General features: G+C 39.0%; 16 protein-coding genes and 1 other annotated feature. All 16 genes read left to right on the top strand.

The genetic code is table 11. From position 1 onward, the window contains the following. Positions 1-194 precede the first annotated feature (194 nt). The 16 genes from GVV22_RS07735 (at position 195) to GVV22_RS07660 (ending at position 23,773) form a co-directional block, all read left to right on the top strand. A complete protein-coding gene (locus GVV22_RS07735) occupies positions 195-815 on the top strand; it encodes a sugar transferase (protein ID WP_159649551.1) in 621 nt (206 codons plus the stop codon). A gap of 110 nt (positions 816-925) precedes the next feature. After that, positions 926-2,389: an LCP family protein gene (locus GVV22_RS07730; RefSeq protein ID WP_159649550.1), complete on the top strand. Its 1,464-nt coding sequence runs from the start codon at positions 926-928 to the stop codon at positions 2,387-2,389. 357 nt (positions 2,390-2,746) lie between these two features. Continuing rightward, a complete protein-coding gene (locus tag GVV22_RS07725) occupies positions 2,747-4,090 on the top strand; it encodes an exopolysaccharide biosynthesis polyprenyl glycosylphosphotransferase (RefSeq protein WP_159649549.1) in 1,344 nt (447 codons plus the stop codon). A gap of 159 nt (positions 4,091-4,249) precedes the next feature. Further along, positions 4,250-5,443 (top strand): hypothetical protein, encoded by a 1,194-nt coding sequence (locus GVV22_RS07720; protein WP_159649548.1) that lies wholly within the window; start codon positions 4,250-4,252, stop codon positions 5,441-5,443. 11 nt (positions 5,444-5,454) lie between these two features. Next, positions 5,455-7,068: a gamma-glutamyltransferase family protein gene (locus GVV22_RS07715; protein WP_159649547.1), complete on the top strand. Its 1,614-nt coding sequence runs from the start codon at positions 5,455-5,457 to the stop codon at positions 7,066-7,068. 417 nt (positions 7,069-7,485) lie between these two features. Continuing rightward, positions 7,486-7,878, top strand: coding sequence for a YxeA family protein (locus GVV22_RS07710; RefSeq protein WP_159649546.1), 393 nt, complete (start codon positions 7,486-7,488; stop codon positions 7,876-7,878). Between the two features lie 232 nt (positions 7,879-8,110). Next, positions 8,111-10,228 (top strand): MSCRAMM family protein, encoded by a 2,118-nt coding sequence (locus GVV22_RS07705; protein WP_159649545.1) that lies wholly within the window; start codon positions 8,111-8,113, stop codon positions 10,226-10,228. Between the two features lie 155 nt (positions 10,229-10,383). Next, entirely contained in the window at positions 10,384-13,611 is a 3,228-nt protein-coding gene (locus GVV22_RS07700) for an endo-beta-N-acetylglucosaminidase (protein WP_159649544.1), read from the top strand. Between the two features lie 120 nt (positions 13,612-13,731). Next, positions 13,732-13,976, top strand: a binding site (T-box leader). A gap of 45 nt (positions 13,977-14,021) precedes the next feature. Beyond that, complete coding sequence (locus GVV22_RS07695; RefSeq protein ID WP_159649543.1) at positions 14,022-15,209, top strand: M20 family metallopeptidase; 1,188 nt, start codon at positions 14,022-14,024, stop codon at positions 15,207-15,209. A 2-nt stretch (positions 15,210-15,211) separates the two neighbouring features. Further along, on the top strand, positions 15,212-16,249 hold the full coding sequence (locus tag GVV22_RS07690; RefSeq protein ID WP_159649542.1) for a methionine ABC transporter ATP-binding protein: 1,038 nt from the start codon (positions 15,212-15,214) through the stop codon (positions 16,247-16,249). Further along, a complete protein-coding gene (locus GVV22_RS07685) occupies positions 16,233-16,913 on the top strand; it encodes a methionine ABC transporter permease (RefSeq protein ID WP_201290698.1) in 681 nt (226 codons plus the stop codon). The genes GVV22_RS07690 and GVV22_RS07685 overlap by 17 nt, the downstream gene beginning before the upstream one ends. A gap of 11 nt (positions 16,914-16,924) precedes the next feature. Further along, positions 16,925-17,731 carry a MetQ/NlpA family ABC transporter substrate-binding protein gene (locus tag GVV22_RS07680; RefSeq protein ID WP_159649541.1) on the top strand — a complete coding sequence of 269 codons (807 nt, stop codon included), beginning with the start codon at positions 16,925-16,927 and terminating at the stop codon, positions 17,729-17,731. 154 nt (positions 17,732-17,885) lie between these two features. Further along, positions 17,886-20,162, top strand: a complete 2,277-nt coding sequence (locus GVV22_RS07675; RefSeq protein WP_159649540.1) for a glycoside hydrolase family 10 protein — start codon at positions 17,886-17,888, stop codon at positions 20,160-20,162. A gap of 252 nt (positions 20,163-20,414) precedes the next feature. Beyond that, on the top strand, positions 20,415-20,912 hold the full coding sequence (locus GVV22_RS07670; RefSeq protein WP_159639297.1) for an SWIM zinc finger family protein: 498 nt from the start codon (positions 20,415-20,417) through the stop codon (positions 20,910-20,912). 8 nt (positions 20,913-20,920) lie between these two features. After that, positions 20,921-22,159 (top strand): M15 family metallopeptidase, encoded by a 1,239-nt coding sequence (locus GVV22_RS07665; RefSeq protein ID WP_159649539.1) that lies wholly within the window; start codon positions 20,921-20,923, stop codon positions 22,157-22,159. A gap of 129 nt (positions 22,160-22,288) precedes the next feature. Then, positions 22,289-23,773 (top strand): ATP-binding cassette domain-containing protein, encoded by a 1,485-nt coding sequence (locus tag GVV22_RS07660; RefSeq protein WP_159649538.1) that lies wholly within the window; start codon positions 22,289-22,291, stop codon positions 23,771-23,773. Positions 23,774-23,806 lie beyond the last annotated feature (33 nt).

The following is a 23,806-nucleotide window of genomic DNA, read 5'->3' as shown; positions in this document are numbered from 1 at the left end:
GAAGAGCGTACATCCTCTGTAGTCAAAATTCGCCTTAAATGCTAATATGCGAATGAAGATAGTGGCGCCTAAAACTTGAAAAAAAGATGAAATGTGCTATCCTTAATATACTAAACATATGAATTAAAGATTTAATGAAAGTGTGGGTAATTAATCGGGGGATAGATACACAAATATGAAGTTAAGAGGGGACTATGAACGTTGAGATGAATGAGCAGATTAAAGTTAAGCCGACCGGATATTTATTATTTAAAAGGATCGCAGATATTGTACTAACAATCCTTGCTTCACCTTTTATTATTCTCTTAGTTGCAATCTTTGCAGTGATAGTGAAAATTGATTCGAAGGGGCCTGCATTTTATACGCAAATGCGTATTGGAAAAAATCAAAAAGAATTTAGAATTTACAAGTTGAGATCGATGCGTATCGACGCAGAAAGTGATACAGGGGCTGTTTGGGCGGAAAAAGATGATCCAAGAGTCACGAAAGTAGGTCGCTTCATTCGGAAGGTAAGAATTGACGAGCTTCCTCAGTTTCTAAATGTACTTATTGGCGATATGAGTATAATTGGACCTAGGCCCGAGCGTGCTGACTTGACTTGGCAATTTGAAAAAGAAATACCAGGATTTGTAAATAGACTCTCTGTACGCCCAGGAATCACAGGGTGGGCTCAAGTTAATGGCGGATATGATATTTCTCCAGCAGAAAAATTAGAGTTTGATAATATATACATTAGTAATTTATCCTTAAAACAGGATTTAATAATTGCTTGCAAGACAGTTGGTGTAATTTTTACTGGGCAAGCTGCGAGGTAATGAACCAGAATTGAATTTCTGGTTTTTTATTTTTGAAGAGTTTTTAAAAAAGTAGAAATTCATGTTAAAATAGGTTCGGAAGTATTCGATTTATCAAAGTGAGGAACAGTATGAAAAAAAGAAGGAATAAAGAATTTTTCTTATCAAGAAATTCAACGATTATGATGATTCAAGTCATTATTTCGGTAGTATCAATTTTTTACATCCATAGATTTGGGTTGCTACCGGTCAAATATTTTCTGTTGGTTTCAGGCATTATTTTGACACTTTTAGTGTTTATGGGCCTACTCCTATTCAAGACAAAAGGAAAGTTAAACTGGTTTTCAAAAATACTTAGTCTTTTGTTAAGTCTAGTTCTAGTTATTGGGTGTGGTTATGCTATGAAAGGTGGCAACTTACTTGCAAAGGTGACTGGTGCAGACAAAGATACACACGTCATTTCGATAGTGGTCAAAAAAGATAGCAAGTATAATTCGCTTGAGGATTTGAAAGATGTAAAAATTGGTGCAAATATTCAAATGGATAAAGTAAATGTTGCCAAGGGAACTGAACTGTTTAGTCAAAAATTTAAATATACTACTGATATTGAGGAATATACAAACTATGAAAGAATGAATGCGGACATAATGGATGGAACAATACCTGCATTGATGATAAGCGAATCTCATCGAGGTTTTTTAAAGGAGTTCAATGAAAAGTTTGATGAGCAAACGCGGGTTATTCAGTTTGTATCTTACGAAGTAGAAACGAATTTAAAAAAATCAAATGTTGATGTGACAAAAGACACTTATTCAATTTACTTGACGGGGATTGATACCTATGGCCCTGTGTCTTCAGTGTCAAGATCAGACGTGAATATGATAATGACAGTTAACCCGAAAGAAAATCAGATCTTATTGACAAGTATTCCTAGAGACTACCATGTAGAATTAGGAACAATCGGGCAGATGGATAAACTAACACATGCAGGTATCTATGGGGTTGGTGAGTCTGTTGCGACACTTGAGAAGTTATTGAAGATTGAAATTGATTACTATCTGAAAGTAAACTTTAGTTCAGTTGAACAGATTGTGGATTCATTAGGTGGTGTTGAGGTCTATTCAAAAAATTCGTTTGTAACTATGACCCCTCCCAATGTACATATAAATGAGGGGATAAATCAATTAGATGGTCCAGAATCCCTTGCGTTTGTTCGAGAAAGATACAATCTCCCTGACGGAGATAACGGACGAGTAAGAAATCAACAAGAACTAATAAAAGGTATGATTAACAAAGCATTATCGCCGAAAATATTAACAAATTTTGACAGTATAATTGCTAGCGTTGGTGATAGCATGCAGTTGAGTATGTCTGACAGTGATTTCAAGTTAATAATTAGAAATCAACTTGATAATGGTGGAAGTTGGGACATACAGCAATATCAACTTTCAGGTTACGGATCCACAAGCACTTCGACATACTCAATGCCGGGTTGGAATCTTTACGTGATGGAACCAAACTATGAAACTGTAAATCAGGCAAGCAAATTTATTGAACAAATGGAGAAGGGGCAACTTATTTCGGTACCCAAATAATGAATTACTCCTTGAGTTAAATTAGCTCAAAAAGTATCCATCCAGAGCTAATTCTTATAATAAAAAGCTATATACGCTTAAGAATCTATCGTAAAGACGTCACATTAAACTGACGTCTTTATTGCCGCAAACAGAGATTCGTCCGAATCGAAAATCTTTTGATGCTCGATAACAATGTTGCTCTTTGAATATTAGAGAATTCAATAATCAAAATTGAGATGAGAATATGGTGTCAAAATGTTAATCCACACATAATTTCTATATTCATATAAAATATGATAAAATAAAGAATGATTGTAGAACTCATCTACAACGTAAACTATAAAACGTAATGTAACAAACCCGGAAGGATTATTTATGAAATCAAATATTAATAAATTGATAATTGTAGGATTAAAAGCAGTATTGTATGTCTTGTTAGGATATACATTTTTTGAAGTGTTTGCACTACAAAATATCGGACTTAATTATATCTCACGAACACTAGGGACAACTATGATGACATTCGCTGTCGTTGGAATCTTAATGCTCACAGTGTATGGTAACTTTGAAATTGGAAAAAAGAAAAGCAAACCAATTATATTCTCTACTACGGTGGCTGTAATGTTTACAGATTTTGTCTCATACCTACAGCTAATGATTATGAACACCAATCCCAACAACAATCATTCATTCCGGTTGGAACAACTTGATCTCTTACTGATTGTATTATTAATTCAAATTATTGCGATTATTATCTTTGCATATTTAGGAAACTGGATTTATTTCAAAATTAATGATCCGGTGAATGCGTTAATCATCTATGATGGGAATCACCCTGAAGTGAGTGTACGAAAAATTCAACGCTATATCTCACGCTTTAAACTTCAATACCGAGTCATTGATACAATCGATGCTTCACAATGTGATTTAGGCAAATATGTGGACAAAGTAGACTATGTTATTTTTTCAGATTTACCTGAGTCAGTGCGTAAACCATTAGTGGATGTTTGCTATGAACATGCGATTAACTTTACGTTTGCACCTTCAATTACCGATGTAATTCAGTTAAGTGGAGAGCATATTACATTTGATGATAAACCGATGGTGGATGTCAATGTTTCTGGTCTAACATTGGAGCAACGTTTCTTTAAACGCATTCTTGACATTGTTGCAGCACTTGCTGGTATTGTAATTTCATCACCAATTTGGATTGTATCTGCAATCGCGATTAAACTTGGTGATGGTGGGAAAATTCTCTTTACACAAGATCGATACACCATTGATGGTAAAATCTTTAAAGTTTATAAATTTAGAACGATGAAAGAGAATGTGGAGAATTTCTCTTCTACAGAGAATGATGATCGTATAACCAAAGTTGGACGCGTACTTCGAAAAATCCGCATGGACGAATTACCACAACTTATCAACATTCTCAATGGCGACATGAGCCTTGTTGGGCCGCGTCCAGAGATGACAGAGAATGTAGATAAATATGAATCAGAATTGCCTGAGTTCCGTTACCGTCTTCGTGTAAAAGCTGGGCTCACAGGTATTGCACAAATTGAAGGTAAGTATAATACAAGTCCTTATGATAAATTACTCATGGATCTAGTATATATTGAAAACTATAGTGTTTGGTCTGATATTCGACTCATTCTGAGAACGGTCATTGTCCTCTTCAAATCGGATAGTACAGAAGGTTTTGAAAGTAACGACTAACTTAAAACATCACTCAAAAAGTGATGTTTTTTTCTGCGTAAATTTAAAGAGTCTTCATAAAAACCAATTGAAAAGAAACATTTACAAATTGTTTCTGTAAATAGTTACATATTGTATGAAACTGTGTTACAATCATACACATTACAAAGGAGAAAGTGTATGCAACAGATTATAAGTAGCTTTACAGAAAATAATAGCTTATTCTACTTTTTTATAATAATGCTAGTGTTTGGGTTCGCCGATTTTATGGGCGTATTTACGAAGGCTAAGGTATCCTCGGTCTTCGTAGTTATGGTTGTTTTCTTGATTGGATTTATGACGGGAGTATTTCCAACCGATATCGTTGAGCAAGCATTTTTGACCCAATTTGCGTCAATGTCAGCCGCAATTCTAATTTTCCACATGGGAACAATGATTAACTTAAAACAACTACGTGATGAATGGAAAACAGTGGTTACAGCAGTCGCCTCAATGCTCGTCGTAATCGTAACGTGCTTCATCCTAATCCCCATTATTGGTAGAGAAAATGCAATGGTCGCAATTCCAGTCCTCAATGGCGGCATTATATCAACACAAATCATGAGTAGTAAAGCTGCAGAGTTGGGATTGGTAGTTCCTGCAGCCTTCGCAGCTATCCTTTATGCCGTTAAAAAATTTGCGGGATCGTATCCTGCTTCGTATGTTGGGATGCAAGAGGCAAAAACAGTTTTAGCTGCCTATCGTAATGGAACCTACGAATCGAAACAGACGCAAGATGCTGAGAAGAAGCGAAAAGGACTTGCAACCAAGCATACGAAGTACTTTACAGACTTTGTATGTTTGATGATTGCAGTCTGCTTTGCGTGGATTGCTGTTTCTCTTGGGAAACTCATGCCAAGTATTAACTATTCGATTTGGTCATTGTTATTTGGAGCAATCTTAGGTTACTACGATGTTGTGCCAACACGCATTCTTGAAAAAGGTAAAGCGTCGGGTGTCTTTTCAATGTTAGTTTATGTCACCATTATTCCATCGTTAGGTAAAGTAACGTTTACAGATCTTATGGCATTGGGCATGAATATTGTTGTGACTTTAGGTGCAACGATAGCGATGCTCTATGTTGTGTTTGCGATTTTGCCAGGGTGGAAACTCTTAAAGTCTAAACACCTTGCCTTTGGTGTTGCTTTAGCACAGTATCTTGGGTTTCCGGCAACATACCTGGTCTCACAAGAAATTTCCAAAGCAATTACTGATGATGAAACAGAACAGCAAATCGTCTTTGACCACATCATGCCACGTTATGTGGTTGCGGGAATGACAACTGTAACGACACTTTCGATTGTTGTTGCGGGAATCTTTGTCGCATTCTTATAGGAGGAAAAAACATGATTAACTTTGATCCATATATGCATCGTTATCCATCCCGTCGTAATTTGGTTTATGGCCGGAAGGGAATGGTAGGAACGGCAAGTCCGTTAGCGTCACAAATTGGTTTAGAAATTCTTAAACTGGGAGGAAATGCAATTGATGCAGCGATTGCGACTGCAGCGGCATTAACTGTAGTTGAGCCGAGTGGTAATGGTTTAGGGGGCGATTGCTTCGCAATTGTTTGGCATGAAGGTCAAATGTACGGACTGAATGCGAGTGGTGCAGCTCCAGGACTGATGACGAAAGATGCCATCACTGCAAAAGGAGATAAAGCAATTACATTGTTTGGTTTAGATCCGGTGACGGTTCCGGGTATTCCAAGTGGTTGGGTGGCTTTATCTCAGAAATTTGGGAAACTCCCGCTTGAGACGGTTTTAGAGCCCGCAGCGCGCCTTGCAGAAGAAGGGTTCCCTGTCGCACCTAATGTCGCACGTTTATGGGAAAGATATTACAAGATTTATTCAAAAAATATTGAACAGTATCCGGTGCTCAAGACGTGGTTCGATACATTTTGTCCACATGGGCGCGCAATGCGCGTCGGAGAAATTTTTCATGCTCCGGGTCATGCAAAGACGATTCGTGAGATAGCGAGAACGCAAGGCGATTCTTTCTATAAAGGAAAGATAGCAGATGCTATTGATGCATTTTCAAGAGAAAATGGCGGATATATTCGCAAGCAAGATTTGGAAAAACATCAAGTTGAATGGGTAAGTCCAATGTCTGTCAATTACAAAGGCTATGACGTGTGGGAATTGCCGCCCAATGGCATTGGTATCATGGTACTGATGGCATTAAATGTTCTTGAGAATCTTCCATTAACAGGAAAAGATGAAGTAGATACGTATCATAAACAAATTGAATCGTTGAAGCTTGCATTTACAGATGGCATGAAGCATATTGGTGAACCCTCATTCATGCGCAAGGATTGGGAGTATTTATTATCCAAAGAGTATGGATCCCAAAGGGCTGCAACGGTTACGGATCATGCAATGGAACCAGCACCTGGTGAACTGGATAATGCTGGAACGGTATACTTTGCAACTGCGGACGGTGATGGAAACATGGTTTCGTTCATTCAAAGTTGCTATACAGGATTTGGATCAGGAAGTGTCGTTCCGGGATACGGAATCGCATTGCATAATCGAGGCTCACAATTCACGTTAGATGAAGCGCATCCAAACTGTCTTGAACCAGGTAAGCGTCCCTTACATACGATTATTCCAGGATTTATTACAAAAGACGGTAAACCTGTAGGTCCCTTTGGGGTGATGGGAGGACCACTGCAACCGCAAGCTCATATGCAGGTTGTTAGTAGTATGATAGACTTCCACCTTAACCCGCAAGATGCATTGGACGCGCCACGTTGGCAATGGACTCATGGGAAAAAAGTTCAAGTCGAGAATACATTACCATTCCATATTGCCGAGGGCTTGATGCGAAGAGGTCATGATATTGAGATTCTAAACGAAACCATAATGCTAGGACGCGGTCAGATAATTCTTCGTGACGAATCGGGAGTTTTAATTGGTGCTACCGAGTCACGATCCGATGGCCATCTTGCGGTTTGGTAGTTTCTGAAATTATTTACAAATATAAATGAAAATAGTTCCAAACTCTGTGAAAATATGTTACAATCTAACAAATCGGTGGGAATCGTTTCGAACAGATTCTAGACTCTACACGATTGCGTCAATTTGTATTTGTAAAATGCATGAAAGGTCGTAGTGTCACTACTCCTTATCATCAATACAAACATCAAACAATTACGGCCTTGCTGAGCACATGTACGGTACGAATGATGGAGGAACAAATTGATAATGTGTGCTATTTTGTAGAGTCTCCTAGATGTAATGAGCGATTGATTAAGGCAGTGTACACATTCACTGCTTTTTTTCTTACAAAAGTGTAACCCTAGTGTTAGGTTATCTGTATTGTTCGTGTGATACAATGATTGTGTTACACGAGGCATACAGCCGTGGAGGGATTATATGAAAAAAAATAAAGCTGGAGTATTTCTTGCTGTTGCAATTCTTGCAGTTGTGGGTGTTGGTGGATACTTTATCAAAGACTATTATGATGGTCGTTACAAAAAATCTGATACATTTTATGTTCGTGTACCAATGTCGCAAGAAGCAACAGTTACGGATATAAAAGACAGTAACGGTAAAGTCTTTGATCGTGGTCGTTCTTATACGTTTACAGGGTATAACGAAAAAGGAAACGCACGCGAAGTCAGTTTTTCTTATCAAACAAATGACGCATCAAAATTATTGCAACCTGGTCAGTATCTAGCTGTTGATGTAAGTAAGACAATCGTGATTGGCCAAGAAGTTATTGCGGAAAGTAAGGTTCCGGATGCAGTGAAGCCATTCCTAAAGTAATTTTAAAGGTATGATATCAAATCATACCTTTTTCAATACAAAAGTTCATAAATTCGCAAAGAACTTAAATATAAAATTGTATTTCTTAATTTTAATAGAAATATTGATTAATAATTTCAGAATAGCCGCTATGTCGCATAAGAAGTGCTAAGCTATTAGTATAAGAATACAAGCAGAAAGGAGTGGGGGTACTTGTATTCAAGCACACACAATCGAAGAAAAGAGGAATAAAATGAAATACAATAAAATTGCAACAATAATTTTAACTATTGCTATGGCGTTTGTTTCTTTTGGAATTGCGCCAAGCACCTATGCTGAAACATCGCCTGTGCAACAAGCTGGTGATTTTTATGAAGACTATCCTGAAGCCCGAAACCATATCTTAGGGGCAGCTGGTTTCTTTCATATTTTCGGTCGAGATATAACATCGAACTCGCATACAAATGGTAATATTGCGGCGATTAACTTTGGTGGCCAAGGCGATATCGGAACAAAACAATATGCAGCAACAGATAATGTCGATGTTTCGTATATTCGTAGTTACACCCACATACAAAGTGGCTCATTTCCGAATAAGGGGATGAATAAATTTGTCGTTGGAAGTGGAATCAATGTTGACTTAAGTAACGCAAATCAACCACGCATTAACGGTGGAACACTTGATAACTTAAGTGCAACTGCAATTTACCAAGACCCTGCAGATCATTACTACATCGACATTGACGCAGAACTCAATAAACTTGCAACGACAAGTTCAACACTGTCTCAGGAAGTTGCGGATCTTGAAATTACGAATGACTCATTTCCAGATCGAAACACCCGCGTAATTGATGTAACAGACATTGATAAGGATCAAATCTTTGTTAAGGTTGATGGAAATGTTTTAGGTATTGAGACACCAATTGTCGTAAAAGGCCTTGAGAAAAATGAAGACGGTGAGTTCAAGCAAGTCTTTATAACAGTTGATTATAGCGATGCGCAATCAGCAACTATTCAGTCGACCGTCATGCTTGAGTATGCTGATGGTTCAAGACGGGGAAACAAAGAAACGACAGACTTTGCCGATAGTACCTTATTGTGGAACTTCACGACAAATGGTACGCCGATGCAAGGAACAATTACTTTCAGAGGAACGTGGATTGGTTCGATTCTTGCACCCAAAGCCCATGTTGTGAATGAGAAAAACATTGATGGAACGATCATCGTTGATACTTTCACGAGTTCTGGTGAAACACACCGTTGGGACTTCCAAGATCCTGAACCGCTGATGATTCGCTTACGTAAAGTTGACGCAAATGATTCCGCTCGTGTACTCAAAGGAGCTATCTTTAAATTGGTAAATGAATCAGGAAAAGTACTCTACGATCATTTGACGACAGATATGCTTGGTGAAATCAATGTTTCTATTCCAAAGGCTGGAACGTATTGTTTTATTGAGACACAAGCCCCAGATGGCTATACTTTGGACACACGAGAAAAATGTATAACCATAACTGAATCTATGATGTTTAAAACAGAAGTTTTATTCGAAGTTACGAATACTAAAATACCAGATATGCCCAATTCACTCTTATTGCGTTTGCGCAAAATGGATGCTTCTGATTCTGGTAAAGTTTTAGCAGGCGCTGAATTCAAACTCGTCGTTGAGCATGATTTGGTTATCGCTGAAAACCTCATCACAAATAGATTGGGTGAGGTTACAGCTGCGGTGACAAGTCCGGGAACTTATTGCTTTATCGAAACGAAAGCACCCGAAGGTTATACGTTGGATGCGACTCCAAAATGTGTAACTGTGACAGAAACCATGTTGTATCGACCCGAAGTGCTTATCGAAATGACAAATGTGAAGATACCTGATAAACCAGAAGCATTGAATCTTCGACTACGAAAAATTGATTCAAAAGATAGTCGCAAAGTTCTTGAAGGTGCCGAGTTTAAGCTCACTTTTGAAACAGGTGAGGTTCTTTACGACAAACTTACAACGAATGCTCTCGGAGAAATTAACATATCCATCCCCAAAATTGGAACGTATTGCTTTGTCGAAACGAAAGCACCCGAAGGTTATACTCTGGATGCAACTGAACACTGTGTGACGGTAACAGAGTCAATGATGACTCAACCCGAAGTGCTTATATCAGTTACGAACGTTCGAATACCAGAAAAACCAAAACCAGAGAAGCCTACTCCAGAAAAACCAACACCAGTTAAACCGGATGATCCTGAAAACAAGGGATTACCAAAAACTGGGCAATCGGATGTCCTTATTCGATGGGGGTTAATTATCAGTGCTCTTGGAATTGTGATGGGTGGTATTGTAGTTTATATAAAAAAAAGAAATGATGATCAATAATTGAAAACCTTCAAAAACGAAGGTTTTTTCGATAGATGGGGAAAGATGAGGGAGGATGTAATGGAAGAGTATAAATCGTCATGATAGACCTATAATTTGTCTCTATTGTAAGCGGTTAACAAAATCGTACAATATCAAGGTATAGGAGGTAACACATGAAACGACTGTTACAATGTCTCGTAACAATGGGACTTTTGCTTACGAGTTTAGTTTTACCAGTTATGGCAGAAACATCCGGGGAAGATGGATCTGTACAAGCAACTGATGGGATTCCTGTTATTGAGGATCGCCCATATTCTTCATTTTTCTTTCCAAATGATTTCTTAGAATGGGATTTCAATACGGACCCCGATGCAATTCATAATGTATCGAAGGTACCGTTACAAAAACGTGTCAAAGGAACACCAGTGAATCCGGACCAAAATCCGGATGCAAAAGTAGTATCACTACCGATTGCAAACAAGAATACAAGTGGGACACCGTCACAAGGTTCCAGTGAAAAAGCAATCTACAATTTTACAAACTGGCAATATGTTGATGCCCTTGTCGGATGGGCAGGATCTGCTGGTGAAGGGATAATTGTTCCTCCCAGTGCCGATTTAGTTGATGTCGCGCACCGTAATGGTGTCCCTGTCATGGGAACAGTCTTCTTTCCTCCGAAAGCCTATGGAGGACAAAATCAATGGGTCAGTGAATTCTTGGTTAAGCGCGATGATGGCAGTTTTCCAATGGCAGACAAGCTCATCGAAATGGCAGAGTTGTATGGATTTGATGGTTGGTTTATAAACCAAGAAACCAGTACAGGTAGTCCTGAACATGGTCAAGGATTCTTGGACTTTTTAGCATATTACAACAATAACAAAAAAGACCATATGGAGCTCGTGTGGTATGACTCAATGCTTGAAAGTGGTCAGGTTAGTTGGCAAAATGAGCTAAATGATCGCAACAAGCGTTATTTCCAAAATGGTGAGCAAAGAACATCAGACTACATGTTCTTAAACTTCTGGTTTGGGCCACAAATGGTTGCTGGAAGTCGTGATAAGGCGATTTCTTTAAACCGCAGTCCTTATGATGTATTAGCAGGCTTTGATGTTCAAGCGCGAGGTGTAAACAGTGGGGATAAACTGTCTAATGCAGTTGGAAGTGACAACAAGGTAATGACGTCTGTTGGTCTTTATGCTCCAGACTGGACATTACGTGATGGCGGTCAGTATAATGTCGACAAATATTGGCAAAATGAAAGTGACTTCTGGATCAACCAGGCGGCAGACCCAAGAGATACATCTCAAGGGAAAAATACCTGGCAAGGAATATCACGTTACTTTGTTGAGAAATCTCCTGTAACAAGCCTTCCATTCCATACAAGCTTCAATGTTGGCAATGGGGATAACTATTATCAAGATGGTGTGATTGCGAAAGCTGGCACATTCAATAACCGTTCAGTTCAAGATATTATGCCAACTTATCGTTGGATTCTTGATCAAAGTGGCAATGAACTTTCCGCATTTATTGATTATAGTCGTGCGTACAATGGTGGTTCTTCGATTGGATTGAAAGGAACCATGACTGAAGGGGCAACTACACGCATGGACCTGTATGCAAGTGAACTTGCACTAACTGCAAACAATAAAGGAATCGTTCGTCATCATGGGAATGCAACAATCGATTTGGTGTTAGATTTTACTGACGGAACCCAAGAAGTCATCAAGGGAACACAAACATCGAAGGGTGAATGGCTTGAGACCCACTTTGAACTTGCAAGACTCAGTGGAAAAACAGTTAAGAAAATCGCAATTGATATTACCGCAGATGAAACGATTGCATCGGGCTTAATTAATATCGGTTATTTAGGTATTGATGACAATACAGACAAAGCAGTGTCAGCGGTGGGTGATGTTAAAATCGTTGGGAAAAATGTCACCGATAACGTGAGTGCAAACTTACGATTGACATGGAACCATGATCAAGTAAATACACGTCAATACGATATTTATCGTGTCGAAGATGGTGTTCGATACTATGAAGGAAGCACCGCAAATACAGCTTATTATGTAGAAAATCAACAGAGACCAGAGACTGGAAAACTTCACTATGAAATCGTCCCAGTTGACGAAACAAATGCAAAACATTTTAATAAAGCAGCATCCGTTGACTTTAAATTTGAAGCTGTGGGTCTTCCAAGTGGAGACTTCAGAATATCCTCAAGTTTTGTGAAGGTTGGTGAGGAAGTAACCTTCACAGCGGTTCCATCACAATCAACAAAAACAGTTAACTGGCTTGTTGAAGGTGCTGTAACAGATCGACTTGAAGGTGTTGAGACAACCGCATCCTTTGATCAAGCAGGTGTCTACAGCATAACTATGACGTTAGGCAATGAGGCAGGTACTACCGATGTTCGTAAACAAAATCTAATTTACGTTTATGATGATACTTTAGTTACGAAACCACAGTCCCTTTCCAATCTTGCACAAAATTTCAAAGTGTCAAATTCATGTGCACCAAGTGAAGGTGCTGCTCAAGCCTTTGACGATTCAGACGCAACGAAGTGGTGTGATAATAAGACAGAGAAACCATGGCTAGAAGCATCATTCCCACAAACTGTAACGCTAACAGACTTTGAACTTCACCATGCTGAAGCAGGTGGGGAAAACAAGGAGTGGAATACACGTGACTATGAAATTCTAACAAGCATGGATGGGGAAACATGGGAAACTGCTGTCATGAGAACATGGAATACGGATGCCGTTACCAAAGACGCGATTCCTGCAACCCAAGCAAATCATATTCGTCTAGTGCTCCATAAAGCTGAAAGCACCGGAAATGTTGCACGAATTTACGCATTCAAAGTAAATGGTATTAACGGGGTGGATATTGAAGTACTTCCAAACCAAAATGAAATAAGTGCACTTCGAAGTTTACAGTATGAAACCGATATTGATTTAACAAAATACACGGATGAATCAGCGCGTGTACTTGTCAGTGCACGCACACGCATGAATGAAATTCTTGCGAACAATGGAATTGGTACGGATAAAGAAACGATTCTGAATGTCATTGCGTCTGTTAAAGATGCATTTGCAGGCTTAGAATTGAAAGATATCGACCCAATTGATCCAATTGATCCAATCGATCCAATTGATCCAATCGATCCAATTGATCCAATCGACCCAATCGATCCAATCGACCCAATCGACCCAATCGATCCAATTGATCCAATCGATCCTGTCAAACCTGTTGAACCTGAAGTTGTGAAGCCAAAACCGGAAACAAATGAAGTCAAGCTACCGGCAACAGGAATTGGGAATACTTTACTAATTTCGGGAGGATTCCTGACTTTAGTGGGTGTTGGCGTTTACGAAGTCAACCGTCGTCGCAAACAATAAACTTAAAAGTATGCACAGATAATGTGCATACTTTTTGTATGCTAGCTGGGACTTTGATGATAGGTTTTATCAATAATTTCAAAAAGATGTTGACAATTGAAACATTATTGGTAATAATAGTGAAAAGCGATGAAAAGGAAAGTAACTTCATGAAAGTTCTTACAGAGAATCTACGTATGGTGAGAGTAGACGAACGGAAACGAAGCGAAAATGGCCTTGGAGCAATGATGCTGAAACACGAAAAGTGGTTTAGGCACATCGGGAGCGCCCGTTAAAGCGCTAGAGAATGATAGTTCTTGAAGAGGTTTATGATCGTGAGACATAAACGAATTAAGGTGGTAACATGAGCAGCGCTCATCCTTAGGGATGGGCGCTTTTTATATGCTTACAAAGCAAAAGGGAGAAAGAATATGACACACAAAATTGATGAATATGTAAACCAACAACACGAAATATACAAAAAAATTGCCTTGGATATTCATGCGAAACCAGAAGTAAGTAATTATGAGTTTTTTGCAAGTGAGACCCTCGCAAACCAACTTAAAGCAGAAGGTTTTGATGTCAAGGTCGATGTGGCAGGACACCGTACAGGTTTTGATGCACGATATGTTTCAAAGAAACAAGGACCTGTAATTGTATTTCTAGCTGAGTACGATGCGCTTGTCGGAATCGGGCATGCATGTGGGCACAACCTCTTTGGTGCAACCTCATCCTTAGCGGGTGCTGCTTTAAAACAAATTGTTGATGAAGTCGGTGGTGAAATTCGAATCTATGGAACACCGGGAGAAGAAGGTGGTGAGAATGGATCTGCAAAAGGAAGCTTTGTTCGTGAAGGGTTCTTCGAAGATGTAGACGCTGCATTATGTGTTCATCCAGGACACTTGCATGGAGGAACAACATCAGGACTTGCAAATGATCCAGTCGATGTTGAATTCTTCGGACGAGCAAGTCATGCGTCTGGTAATCCCCAACATGGAATAAACGCTCTAGACGCGGTCATTCAAGTGTTCAACAGTGTTAATGCATTACGTGAACACTTGACGGATGATGTTCGAATTCATGGAATTGTAACGCATGGTGGTGATGCACCGAATGTAGTACCTGAATATGCATCAGCGCGCTTCTACCTGCGTGCCAAAAGCCGTACAACTCTTAATGATGTTTATCAAAAATTTGAGAATATTGTAAAAGGTGCAGCGCTAGCCACAGGATGTACACATAAATTTGGACTCTTCCAAAACAGTGTTGATAACATCATCCTTACCCCGTCCTTCGATGCAATTTATGAAGCAAAGCTTGCAACGTATGGTGAAGTTTTCACACCACGCAAAGTCACTGGAGGTCAAGGATCCTCAGACGTAGGAAATGTGAGTCAGGTTGTTCCAACGATTCAACCCTATATTAATATCAACAATACGCCAATGGCTGGGCACAGTATTGAATTTAGAGAAGCATCGAAGAGTGAACTTGGACTCGATTCTATTGCCTTAGGGGCAAAAGTTCTTGCCCATACAGCATTGGAATTACTGACAAATCCTGAACTACTAGAAGCAATTAAAAAAGAACATCGAGAAAATGTGGTATTGCAAGGAGAATAAGAATGATTGAATTTCAGAATGTATCCAAAACATTTCAAACAAAGCAACTGAATGTCCATGCGCTTCAAGACGTTAGTTTCAAGGTTAAACCGGGAGAAATATTCGGCGTTATCGGATTTAGCGGTGCAGGAAAGAGCACGCTTGTTCGCTGTATTAATTTACTGGAGCGCCCAGAATCGGGTAAAATTATCGTAAATGGCATTGATGTGAAGTCGTTAAATCCGCGCGAACTTCGAAATGAGCGTCGTAAAATTGGAATGATATTTCAAGGCTTTAACCTACTAAATTCCCGAACTGTTTATGAAAATATTGCATTTCCGTTACGCTATAAAGGCAAGACAAAACATGAAATTAAAGATAAAGTTGAGTCACTCCTCGAGCTGGTTGGAATTGCAGACAAACGCGATGTTTATCCATCACAATTGTCAGGTGGCCAAAAACAACGTGTTGCGATTGCACGTGCTTTAGCGAACGATCCAGACATTTTGTTATGTGACGAGGCCACGAGTGCTCTTGATCCGCAGACCACCCAGACAATATTGAGATTATTGAAGGAAGTTAATGAACGATTGGGAATCACAATTGTAATTATTACGCATGAAATGGCTGTTGTAAAAACGGTTTGCGACCGTGTTGCTGTGATGGAAAATGGCCATATTAAAGAGTTGGATGCAGTGACCGAAATATTTGCAAACCCACAAGCATCCATCACCAAAGATTTTGTAGACACGACTACAAATCTTACCTCACTGCAAGCATTGATTAACGAGAAACCAGAAGTTCTTGAGCTCGATGAAGCTCAACAATTAGTAAGACTTGATTTCCGGGGGAATATTACCCAAGAAGCAATCATTTCAGAAGTAAGTTTACGTTTCAATGTTAAAGCAAGTATTGTTTTTGCGAATGTCGAAATTGTTCATGACGAAGTGTTAGGGATTCTCGTGGTTATCTTGACTGGTGAACGTCAAATTGAAGCGCTTGAATTCTTAAAGGCGACTGGGGTGAAAGTAGAGGTATTTGAAAATGACAAGCGTGCTTGAAACCTATTTACCGAATCTAATGAACTATCAAGATGAGTTCATAAAAGCGGTTTGGCAGACGATTGAAATGGTTGTTCGTAGTGGGGTGATTGCCTTTGTCATCGGAATTACTTTAGGTGTGATTTTGGTTGTTACCCGTGAGGATGGTATTCTCGAAAATAAATTGATTTATCAAGCTTTGGACAAATCCACCAACTTGTTAAGGTCGATTCCATTTGTCATTTTGATTACTTTTATCGCACCACTAACACGAACTATTGCAGGAACAAGTATTGGGATTGATGGCGCAATTGTACCACTTGTAATTGGGTGTGTTCCCTTCCTAATGCGACAAGTTGATATGGCGCTATCTGATATCGATTCTGGTTTGATTGAAGCAGCAACTGCAATGGGAGTCTCTCCGCTAGGGATTATCTTCCGTGTTTATTTGAAAGAAAGTATTCCAGCACTCGTCCGTGCCACCACCATCACAATTGTAAGCCTGATTGGTCTTACTGCAATGGCAGGTATCGTCGGTGGGGGCGGTCTTGGAGATTTTGTAACACGTTATGGTCATGCCCGTTACATGCATGATATTACCAATGTTTCAGTCCTTGTAATTTTAATTATGATCAGTGTTGTGCAAGGATTAGGAACTATTATTATTAAGAAAACAACACATTAAGGAGAAAATAAATGAAAAAAATTATGACGATCCTCATCGTAGGATTATTGATTTTAGTAGGATGTGGATCAAAAACAGCACCAACTACAGGTGATGAAAAGGTCGTTAAAGTAGGAATGATTGGGAGTGATTCGGTAGTTTGGAAACATGTTGCTGAAGAAGCTGCCAAAGAAGGTATCAAAATTGAAATTGTTGCTTTTAGTGATTATACGCAACCCAATGCTGCCTTAAACAATGGCGAAATTGATTTAAATGCGTTTCAACATCAAGTCTATTTGGAGAATGAAGTTGAAACGAATAAGTATGACTTAGTCTCGATTGCGAAGACATCAATTGCACCGCTCGGACTTTACTCAAACAAAATTACCGATTTAAAAGAGGTTAAAGAAAATGATAAAGTCGCAATTCCAAATGATGTCACAAACGGTGGTCGTGCTTTACAACTCTTACAAGCCAATGGGTTTATCAAATTGAACGATGCGAAATTCCCAACCTTAAAAGATATTATAGAAAATCCATTAAACTTGGAGATTGTCGAATTGGCAGCTGCGCAAATTCCAGCATCGTTACCAGATGTTGCATTTGCAGCCGTGAACTCTGGAATTGCGGTTGATGCAGGGCTTAATCCGACAGAAAAAGCAATCGTTTTAGAAGATGTAAGTATCTCGCAAGAGAATCCTTATGTAAACTTAATTGCGGCTCGTAGTGAAGATAAAGATAATCCAACGTTCAAACGTATTGTTGAATTGTATCAAACAGATGCCGTGAAACAACTTGTGATTGAAGACAGTAAAGGTGCTTCAATTCCAGTGTGGTAAGAAAATAGTGCTGCGGCACTATTTTTTTGTTTCAACAATCCCTAAACAGTAGCTAAAATGACCATTGTTAAAAATTATTTCCAATATTTTCCTGAATCTAATGAAATAATATTTCTAATGTGTATAATAAATGTAAGCGCTATAGGAGGAAAATATGAAAAAAACTTTGGTTTTATTTTTAGCACTTTTTTTAGGATTATCAACATATCAAGTTGGAGCATCAACCTCTGAACCTCTGTACAAGTACAAAAAACTTGCAGATGAAACAATGGGGTATGACAAAACGGATCCTGTCATGTATTACAATGGCAGTACGGAACAAATCGAAATTCCTGTTGCATACAATCAAGAACAAACGCAATTTAAATCATCGTGGATTGGTACCATTTTCAACCTACACTTCCCACAAATAAGTGACGAGACGGCATTCCAAGAAATGTACGAATCGCGTCTTGACGATTTTGAATCATGGAACATGAATGCAATGATTTTCCAAGTGAGACCGTTGTTGGACGCATTTTATCCATCTGAGATAAATCCAACATCAGAATTCTTGAGTGGTAAACAAGGTCAAGATGTAGATTTTGACCCTCTTGCATACATGGTCGATGCAACGCATGAACGTGGTATGGAATATCATGCTTGGTTTAACCCTTATCGTGTAACGAATTCAGATATTATGTCAGCAGGTGTGCTAGCAAAACTATCTGCAGTTGGTTATAGCAAAGAAGATGTAACGGCTATGAGTACAGGTGAGCGTGTTGCAGCACTTAACAAAGCCGGTATCCTCGCCGATACAAACTTCCCAGTTAAAAACCCAGAATACGTTCTTGAGTTTCAAGGAAAGCTATTCTTAAACCCAGGTGAACCGGATGTTATTAATCATGTTGGCGATACCATTCACGAAGTTGTAACAAACTATGATGTTGATGCGATTCACTTTGATGATTACTTCTACCCATATAAAGGGGCAGTACTCAAAGATGAAAATGGCGTTGATATTCCAAATAGTGAAATTTTCGGAAGTAAAAACGAAGATCGAGCAACATTCGAAAAATATGGAAAAGACTATAAGGACTCTCCAGAAGGAATTGAATCATGGCGTCGTGATAATGTTACCAAACTCATCGACAAAGTGAACGACGTTATTGGAACACACAATAACAAAACGGAATCATCAGTTCAATTTGGAATCAGTCCATTTGGAATTTGGGAACACAAATCAATTGATGATCGAGGTTCAAATACTCCTCAAGGCTCATCCAAGTCATACTCCCAAACAATTTTTGCGGATACTTACCAGTGGGTTAAAGATGGCAAACTGGATTATGTAGCACCACAAATTTACTGGGCATTTGGTGCTGGAGCAGCCCCATACGGCGAACTTGCACGTTGGTGGGACCAAGTTGTAGAAGGAACTCAAACAAAACTATATATTGGACATGCCAACTACAAACATGTTAATAACTCATGGGATAGCGACTGGAAGAATCCTGAAGAAATCAACAATCAAATGAAATTCAATCAAACACTATCCAATGTTGCAGGGAGTGCGTTGTATGGATACTCAGACATAATGCCATCCGATCTGGATACTGTTGATCCAGCGAAACGTGGGGCACACGCTATTAAGAATGAGAGTTTAGAAATCCTACGTAATGACTCATTTGCGAAAGTGTCACTATCGCCAAGTCATCCTCAGTTATCACATGGTAACGTCGTGCCATTAGACGGTATAGAATTAAAAGATACTACCCTTTTATGGACTGAAACGAACAATACCAACGCACGTATGTATGTTGTTTACGGTGGTGACGAAGGTCAAAGTGTTGATGACATCATGCAGACAGGTACAATTATTGGGAAAGTGAATTTCGCTGGAAAACAAGATTATGTATTTGACGTTTCTGATGCCCCATATGATACATACGTTGTGAGTGTTGTAGACAAAGCATATGTTCAAACGAATGGAAAAATGGCGGAAACATTTGTCTTTGATGCAACGCTACAAAACCTTGCGCTAGAGATCGAAAAAGATACGACGCTAACGAAACAAGAATTTTTAGACTTACTGCAAATTCAAGCAAATGACACCTACCAGGTTGCTACAAACTTTGATGAAGTCTTTGATGCAAGCAAACTGGGAACTGTTCAGATTTCAGTAACACTGACTTCGGATAGAACAGGGGAAAGTGTTCCGTTTAGTGTAAGCTTAAATATTGTGAAAGCTGATACGAATCCAGAAGTAAAACCAGAACCAGAACCAGAACCCGAACCAAAACCTGAAACAAATCCAGACAAAGATAACAATGAATCACCAACAACCCTACCAGCAACTGGTGTTCAAGAAAATTATCTCGGTTATAGCATTTTGGTTGCAGGATTTGTACTCGTAATCTTTGGTAAACGCCACCATTATAAAGCAAAATAACAGATGAAAATCATTTGTATCAATGTAGAGAAAAGAACAATTAAAGTGTCATAATCATTAATAATCCTCGCAATCTAGTATTAAAGAAACTTATCCAAATGCCAATGGATAAGTTTTTTTATGGTATCAACTAGTTGTGGAAGTCGACGAAAATGCTGGAAAAAGAGGAAGCAAGAATCAAAAAGAAAATTAGTGTATAATATACAAGTAGGAATGTAAAGATATTAAACATAATTAGAATTAGGAGTACACATGGAAGTAGGATTTTATTTTAGAGACTATATTTATAACCGCGGTGAAACGCTATTAGAAGAATCAAAAGTTCAAATTATTGAAGATACAAAAGAAGTGATACGAGCTCGTGTGCAAGGCAGTGATTTGTATATCGTTCGGATTGAAATTACAGGGAATGCAGTGGATTCAATGTATTGCTCATGCGAACATGCAAAAAAAGGCAACAACTGTAAACACATGGCTGCAACTATTGCGTCATCGATTAAAAACGGAAATATCCACAATTTTAGTGTTGAAGCACTCGAAACCTTTGATGATTATGCTTCCGACTTGGATATGCAAGAAGGTACTTTGACCCCAGAATTGATGGTTGAAGTTGGTCACCTCTTATCGCTACTGTCGCATGATAATTTGATTGAGTATTTAATCGTGTTATTTGAGCGTTATCCGCAATTAGCACAACAATTTTCAGAGTTTGATTTCACATTTGATGGACAAGGTGAAGACTTGTCATAGGAGCCAGTATGAAACGTAAAAGTTATATTCAAATAGGGATTGTCGCTATTTTTGCGCTATACGCAATCTACTCACTCACAAAAATTAAAACACCTGTTGAGTCAATGCAGGACAAAATGACGGTTGAGGTGGGAACAATTATTGATTTGGGTGCCATCGCAAAACAACAGAATATTGAGTCTGGTGTTGTTGAAGTGAATGGAAAAGTCACTGAAAATAGCCAATACACTATTAATAAACCAGAAAAAGCAAAAGATAAGAATCTAGCCGTTGTCATTTCATCTAAAAAAGAGAATCGTGTGCATCGTTTTGAGATTGCGATTGTTGAAAACCGTGATGTTGCGCTAACTGTACGTCATAACGATCAAGTATTGAAAGATCAAGAGCGCGTGAATGCTACAGCGGGTTCCTTAGTTGCAAGTGCAGATTATATCAAAGAGTATGATAAAGTTGCAGCAACAGTAACGTCAAATCTTGATACAGTCGATTGGGATGTGGAAGGTGAATATCCTGTAACTTTTGAAACGAGTGCTGAGGGGAAATCGCAAACAATCAACATTACTGTTGTCGTTGGGGATTCAGAAGAACGTGATACAACAGAAGATGTTGCTGTAAAACCGGAACCTGAAACCAATGAAGAAAAACCAAAAGAAGCATCAAATGAGAAACCACAGTCAGAACTTGCAAGTGTAACCAATGCAGGTTCTGAACTCGTTTTGGTGACCAAGCAACGAGCATTGCCGGCAGATTATGTACCACCACTTAAAGATATTCCAGAAGCATATGCGGTCAGCACCGGATATGAGGCAACACCTGCTACAGTCGATGCCTTTATTGCGATGGTAGACACCATGAAAAGTGAAACGGGAATGTGGATGTATACGACATCATCATACCGTGATTACGACTTTCAAAATGAATTGTATACCAATTATGTGGCGCAACATGGGCAGGCTGAAGCCGATCGAATGTCTGCTCGTCCAGGGACGTCCGAACACCAAACAGGTCTTGTTATCGATGTTGTAACACCAGGTGGTTACATGTTTGATTTTGCCCAAACTGAGCAGTCAACATGGGTTAATAACAATGCCCATAAGTTTGGATTTATCGTGCGATATCCTGAAGGAAAAGAGCACATTACAGGCTACATGCCTGAGGCATGGCACTTACGTTATGTCGGAAAAGATATGGCCACAAAAGTTAAGAACTCAGGACTAACCTTTGATGAAGTGTTAGCACAAAGTTAAAAATAAGTGATTAAAAAATTTGACATCTTAGAATTAATTTCGTAAGATGGCAATAACGAACGAAAGGCGGTGTGGCAATGTACAACTCATCCTATACAGCATAAATAATCAAAATAGGAGGAGTTTGCCATGCTAAATTTTAATATTGGTGTGAAGTCACCACAAGGGCGCCAACTCGTAGCGCCTTTTTCTATGTCCGTTCATGAGAACGAAAAAATTGCAATTATCGGAGAAGAAGGAAATGGAAAAAGTTTATTTCTAAAAGCCTTACTGAATCATCCGTCTTTAGATACTTTGGAAGTAACCCGGAGTGTATCATCGAAAGTTCTTTTTGGTTATGTATCCCAAGATATTGCTGCCGAGGATCTGTTACGATCAAGTAGAGACTACATTATTGAAGATCAATGGGAGCGTTATGAATCCTTTGGCTCAGTACATCAGGATTTATTACCACATTTTACGGATGATGATTTTGATAGACCGTTGCAAAGCCTTAGTGGTGGAGAACGTGTTCGGATTCAACTTATGAAAATTCTTGTGCAAGATGTTGATGTCTTTTTACTTGATGAGCCAACCAACGATTTGGATATTGAGACACTAATGTGGCTTGAATCATGGATTTTAAGTCAAAGTAAGCCAATTCTGTATATTTCTCATGATGTCAAGCTCCTAAAAAACACAGCAAATCGAATCGTTCATTTTGAACAGACGCACCGAAAAACACGATCACACATAACGGTCTTTGAGGGTACTTACGATGATTATGTGGAAACACGCAATCTGGAAATCGCAACGCACAATCATCAAGTCGAACGGGATCAAGCAGCACGTGCCAAACGGTACGATCGATGGTTAAAATTATATCAAACGGTAGAGCATCGCCAGCGAACACAAACCCGTCAAGATCCTGCAAAGGGTCGCTTGCTTAAGAAGAAAATGAAGACCATTAAATCTATGGAACGTCGCTTTGATCGTGAAACACACGAAACGAAAATCGATACCGAATCTGCAATTTCCATACGCTTTGACAATCAAGAAAAAGTGCATCGTAAGAAGATTGCTGAAATTAACGTCGACGCACTTGAAGTTGCTGGCAAGACACTTGGTTATAATTTCTATTTGGATATTTATACACCAGATAAAATCGCGATTATTGGTCGAAATGGAATCGGAAAATCGAGTTTGTTGAAGCAGGTTTTCGAAAATCACGATGCAATGATGCACCAAGATTATCGTCTGAATCTAGACTTTGAAAAGTCGCCGATTGATAATTGTGTACGAGAAGGGTCGCGTGAGGAACGAGGGCTCATCACTAATCGTTTGGGAAGTTTAAAGTTCACCGAAACAGAAATGAATACGCCGATGCGACTGCTTTCTGGAGGACAAAAAGCCAAAGTGTCATTGCTTAAGCTCGTACTTCAAAAGCCGCAATTTATTATTCTGGATGAACCAACACGAAACTTAAGTCCCCTTTCAGTTCATGAAATTTATAGTATGCTTCAAGGATTTCAAGGTGCTATACTTTGTGTAACCCATGACCGTGCCTTAATCGAGAATGTATTTGATACGGTCATTGTTATGACCGAAGATGGTTTTGAGCCGGTAAGCGAGTAAAGTCGATAAGCAATCAGTGAAGGAGGATCAAGC

The sequence above is a fragment of the Erysipelothrix aquatica genome (genome assembly GCF_009828825.1).
GTDB lineage: Bacteria > Bacillota_I > Bacilli_A > Erysipelotrichales > Erysipelotrichaceae > Erysipelothrix > Erysipelothrix aquatica_A.
Note: the sequence above shows the minus strand (reverse complement) of the source record. Positions and strands in the feature narration are given on the sequence as shown.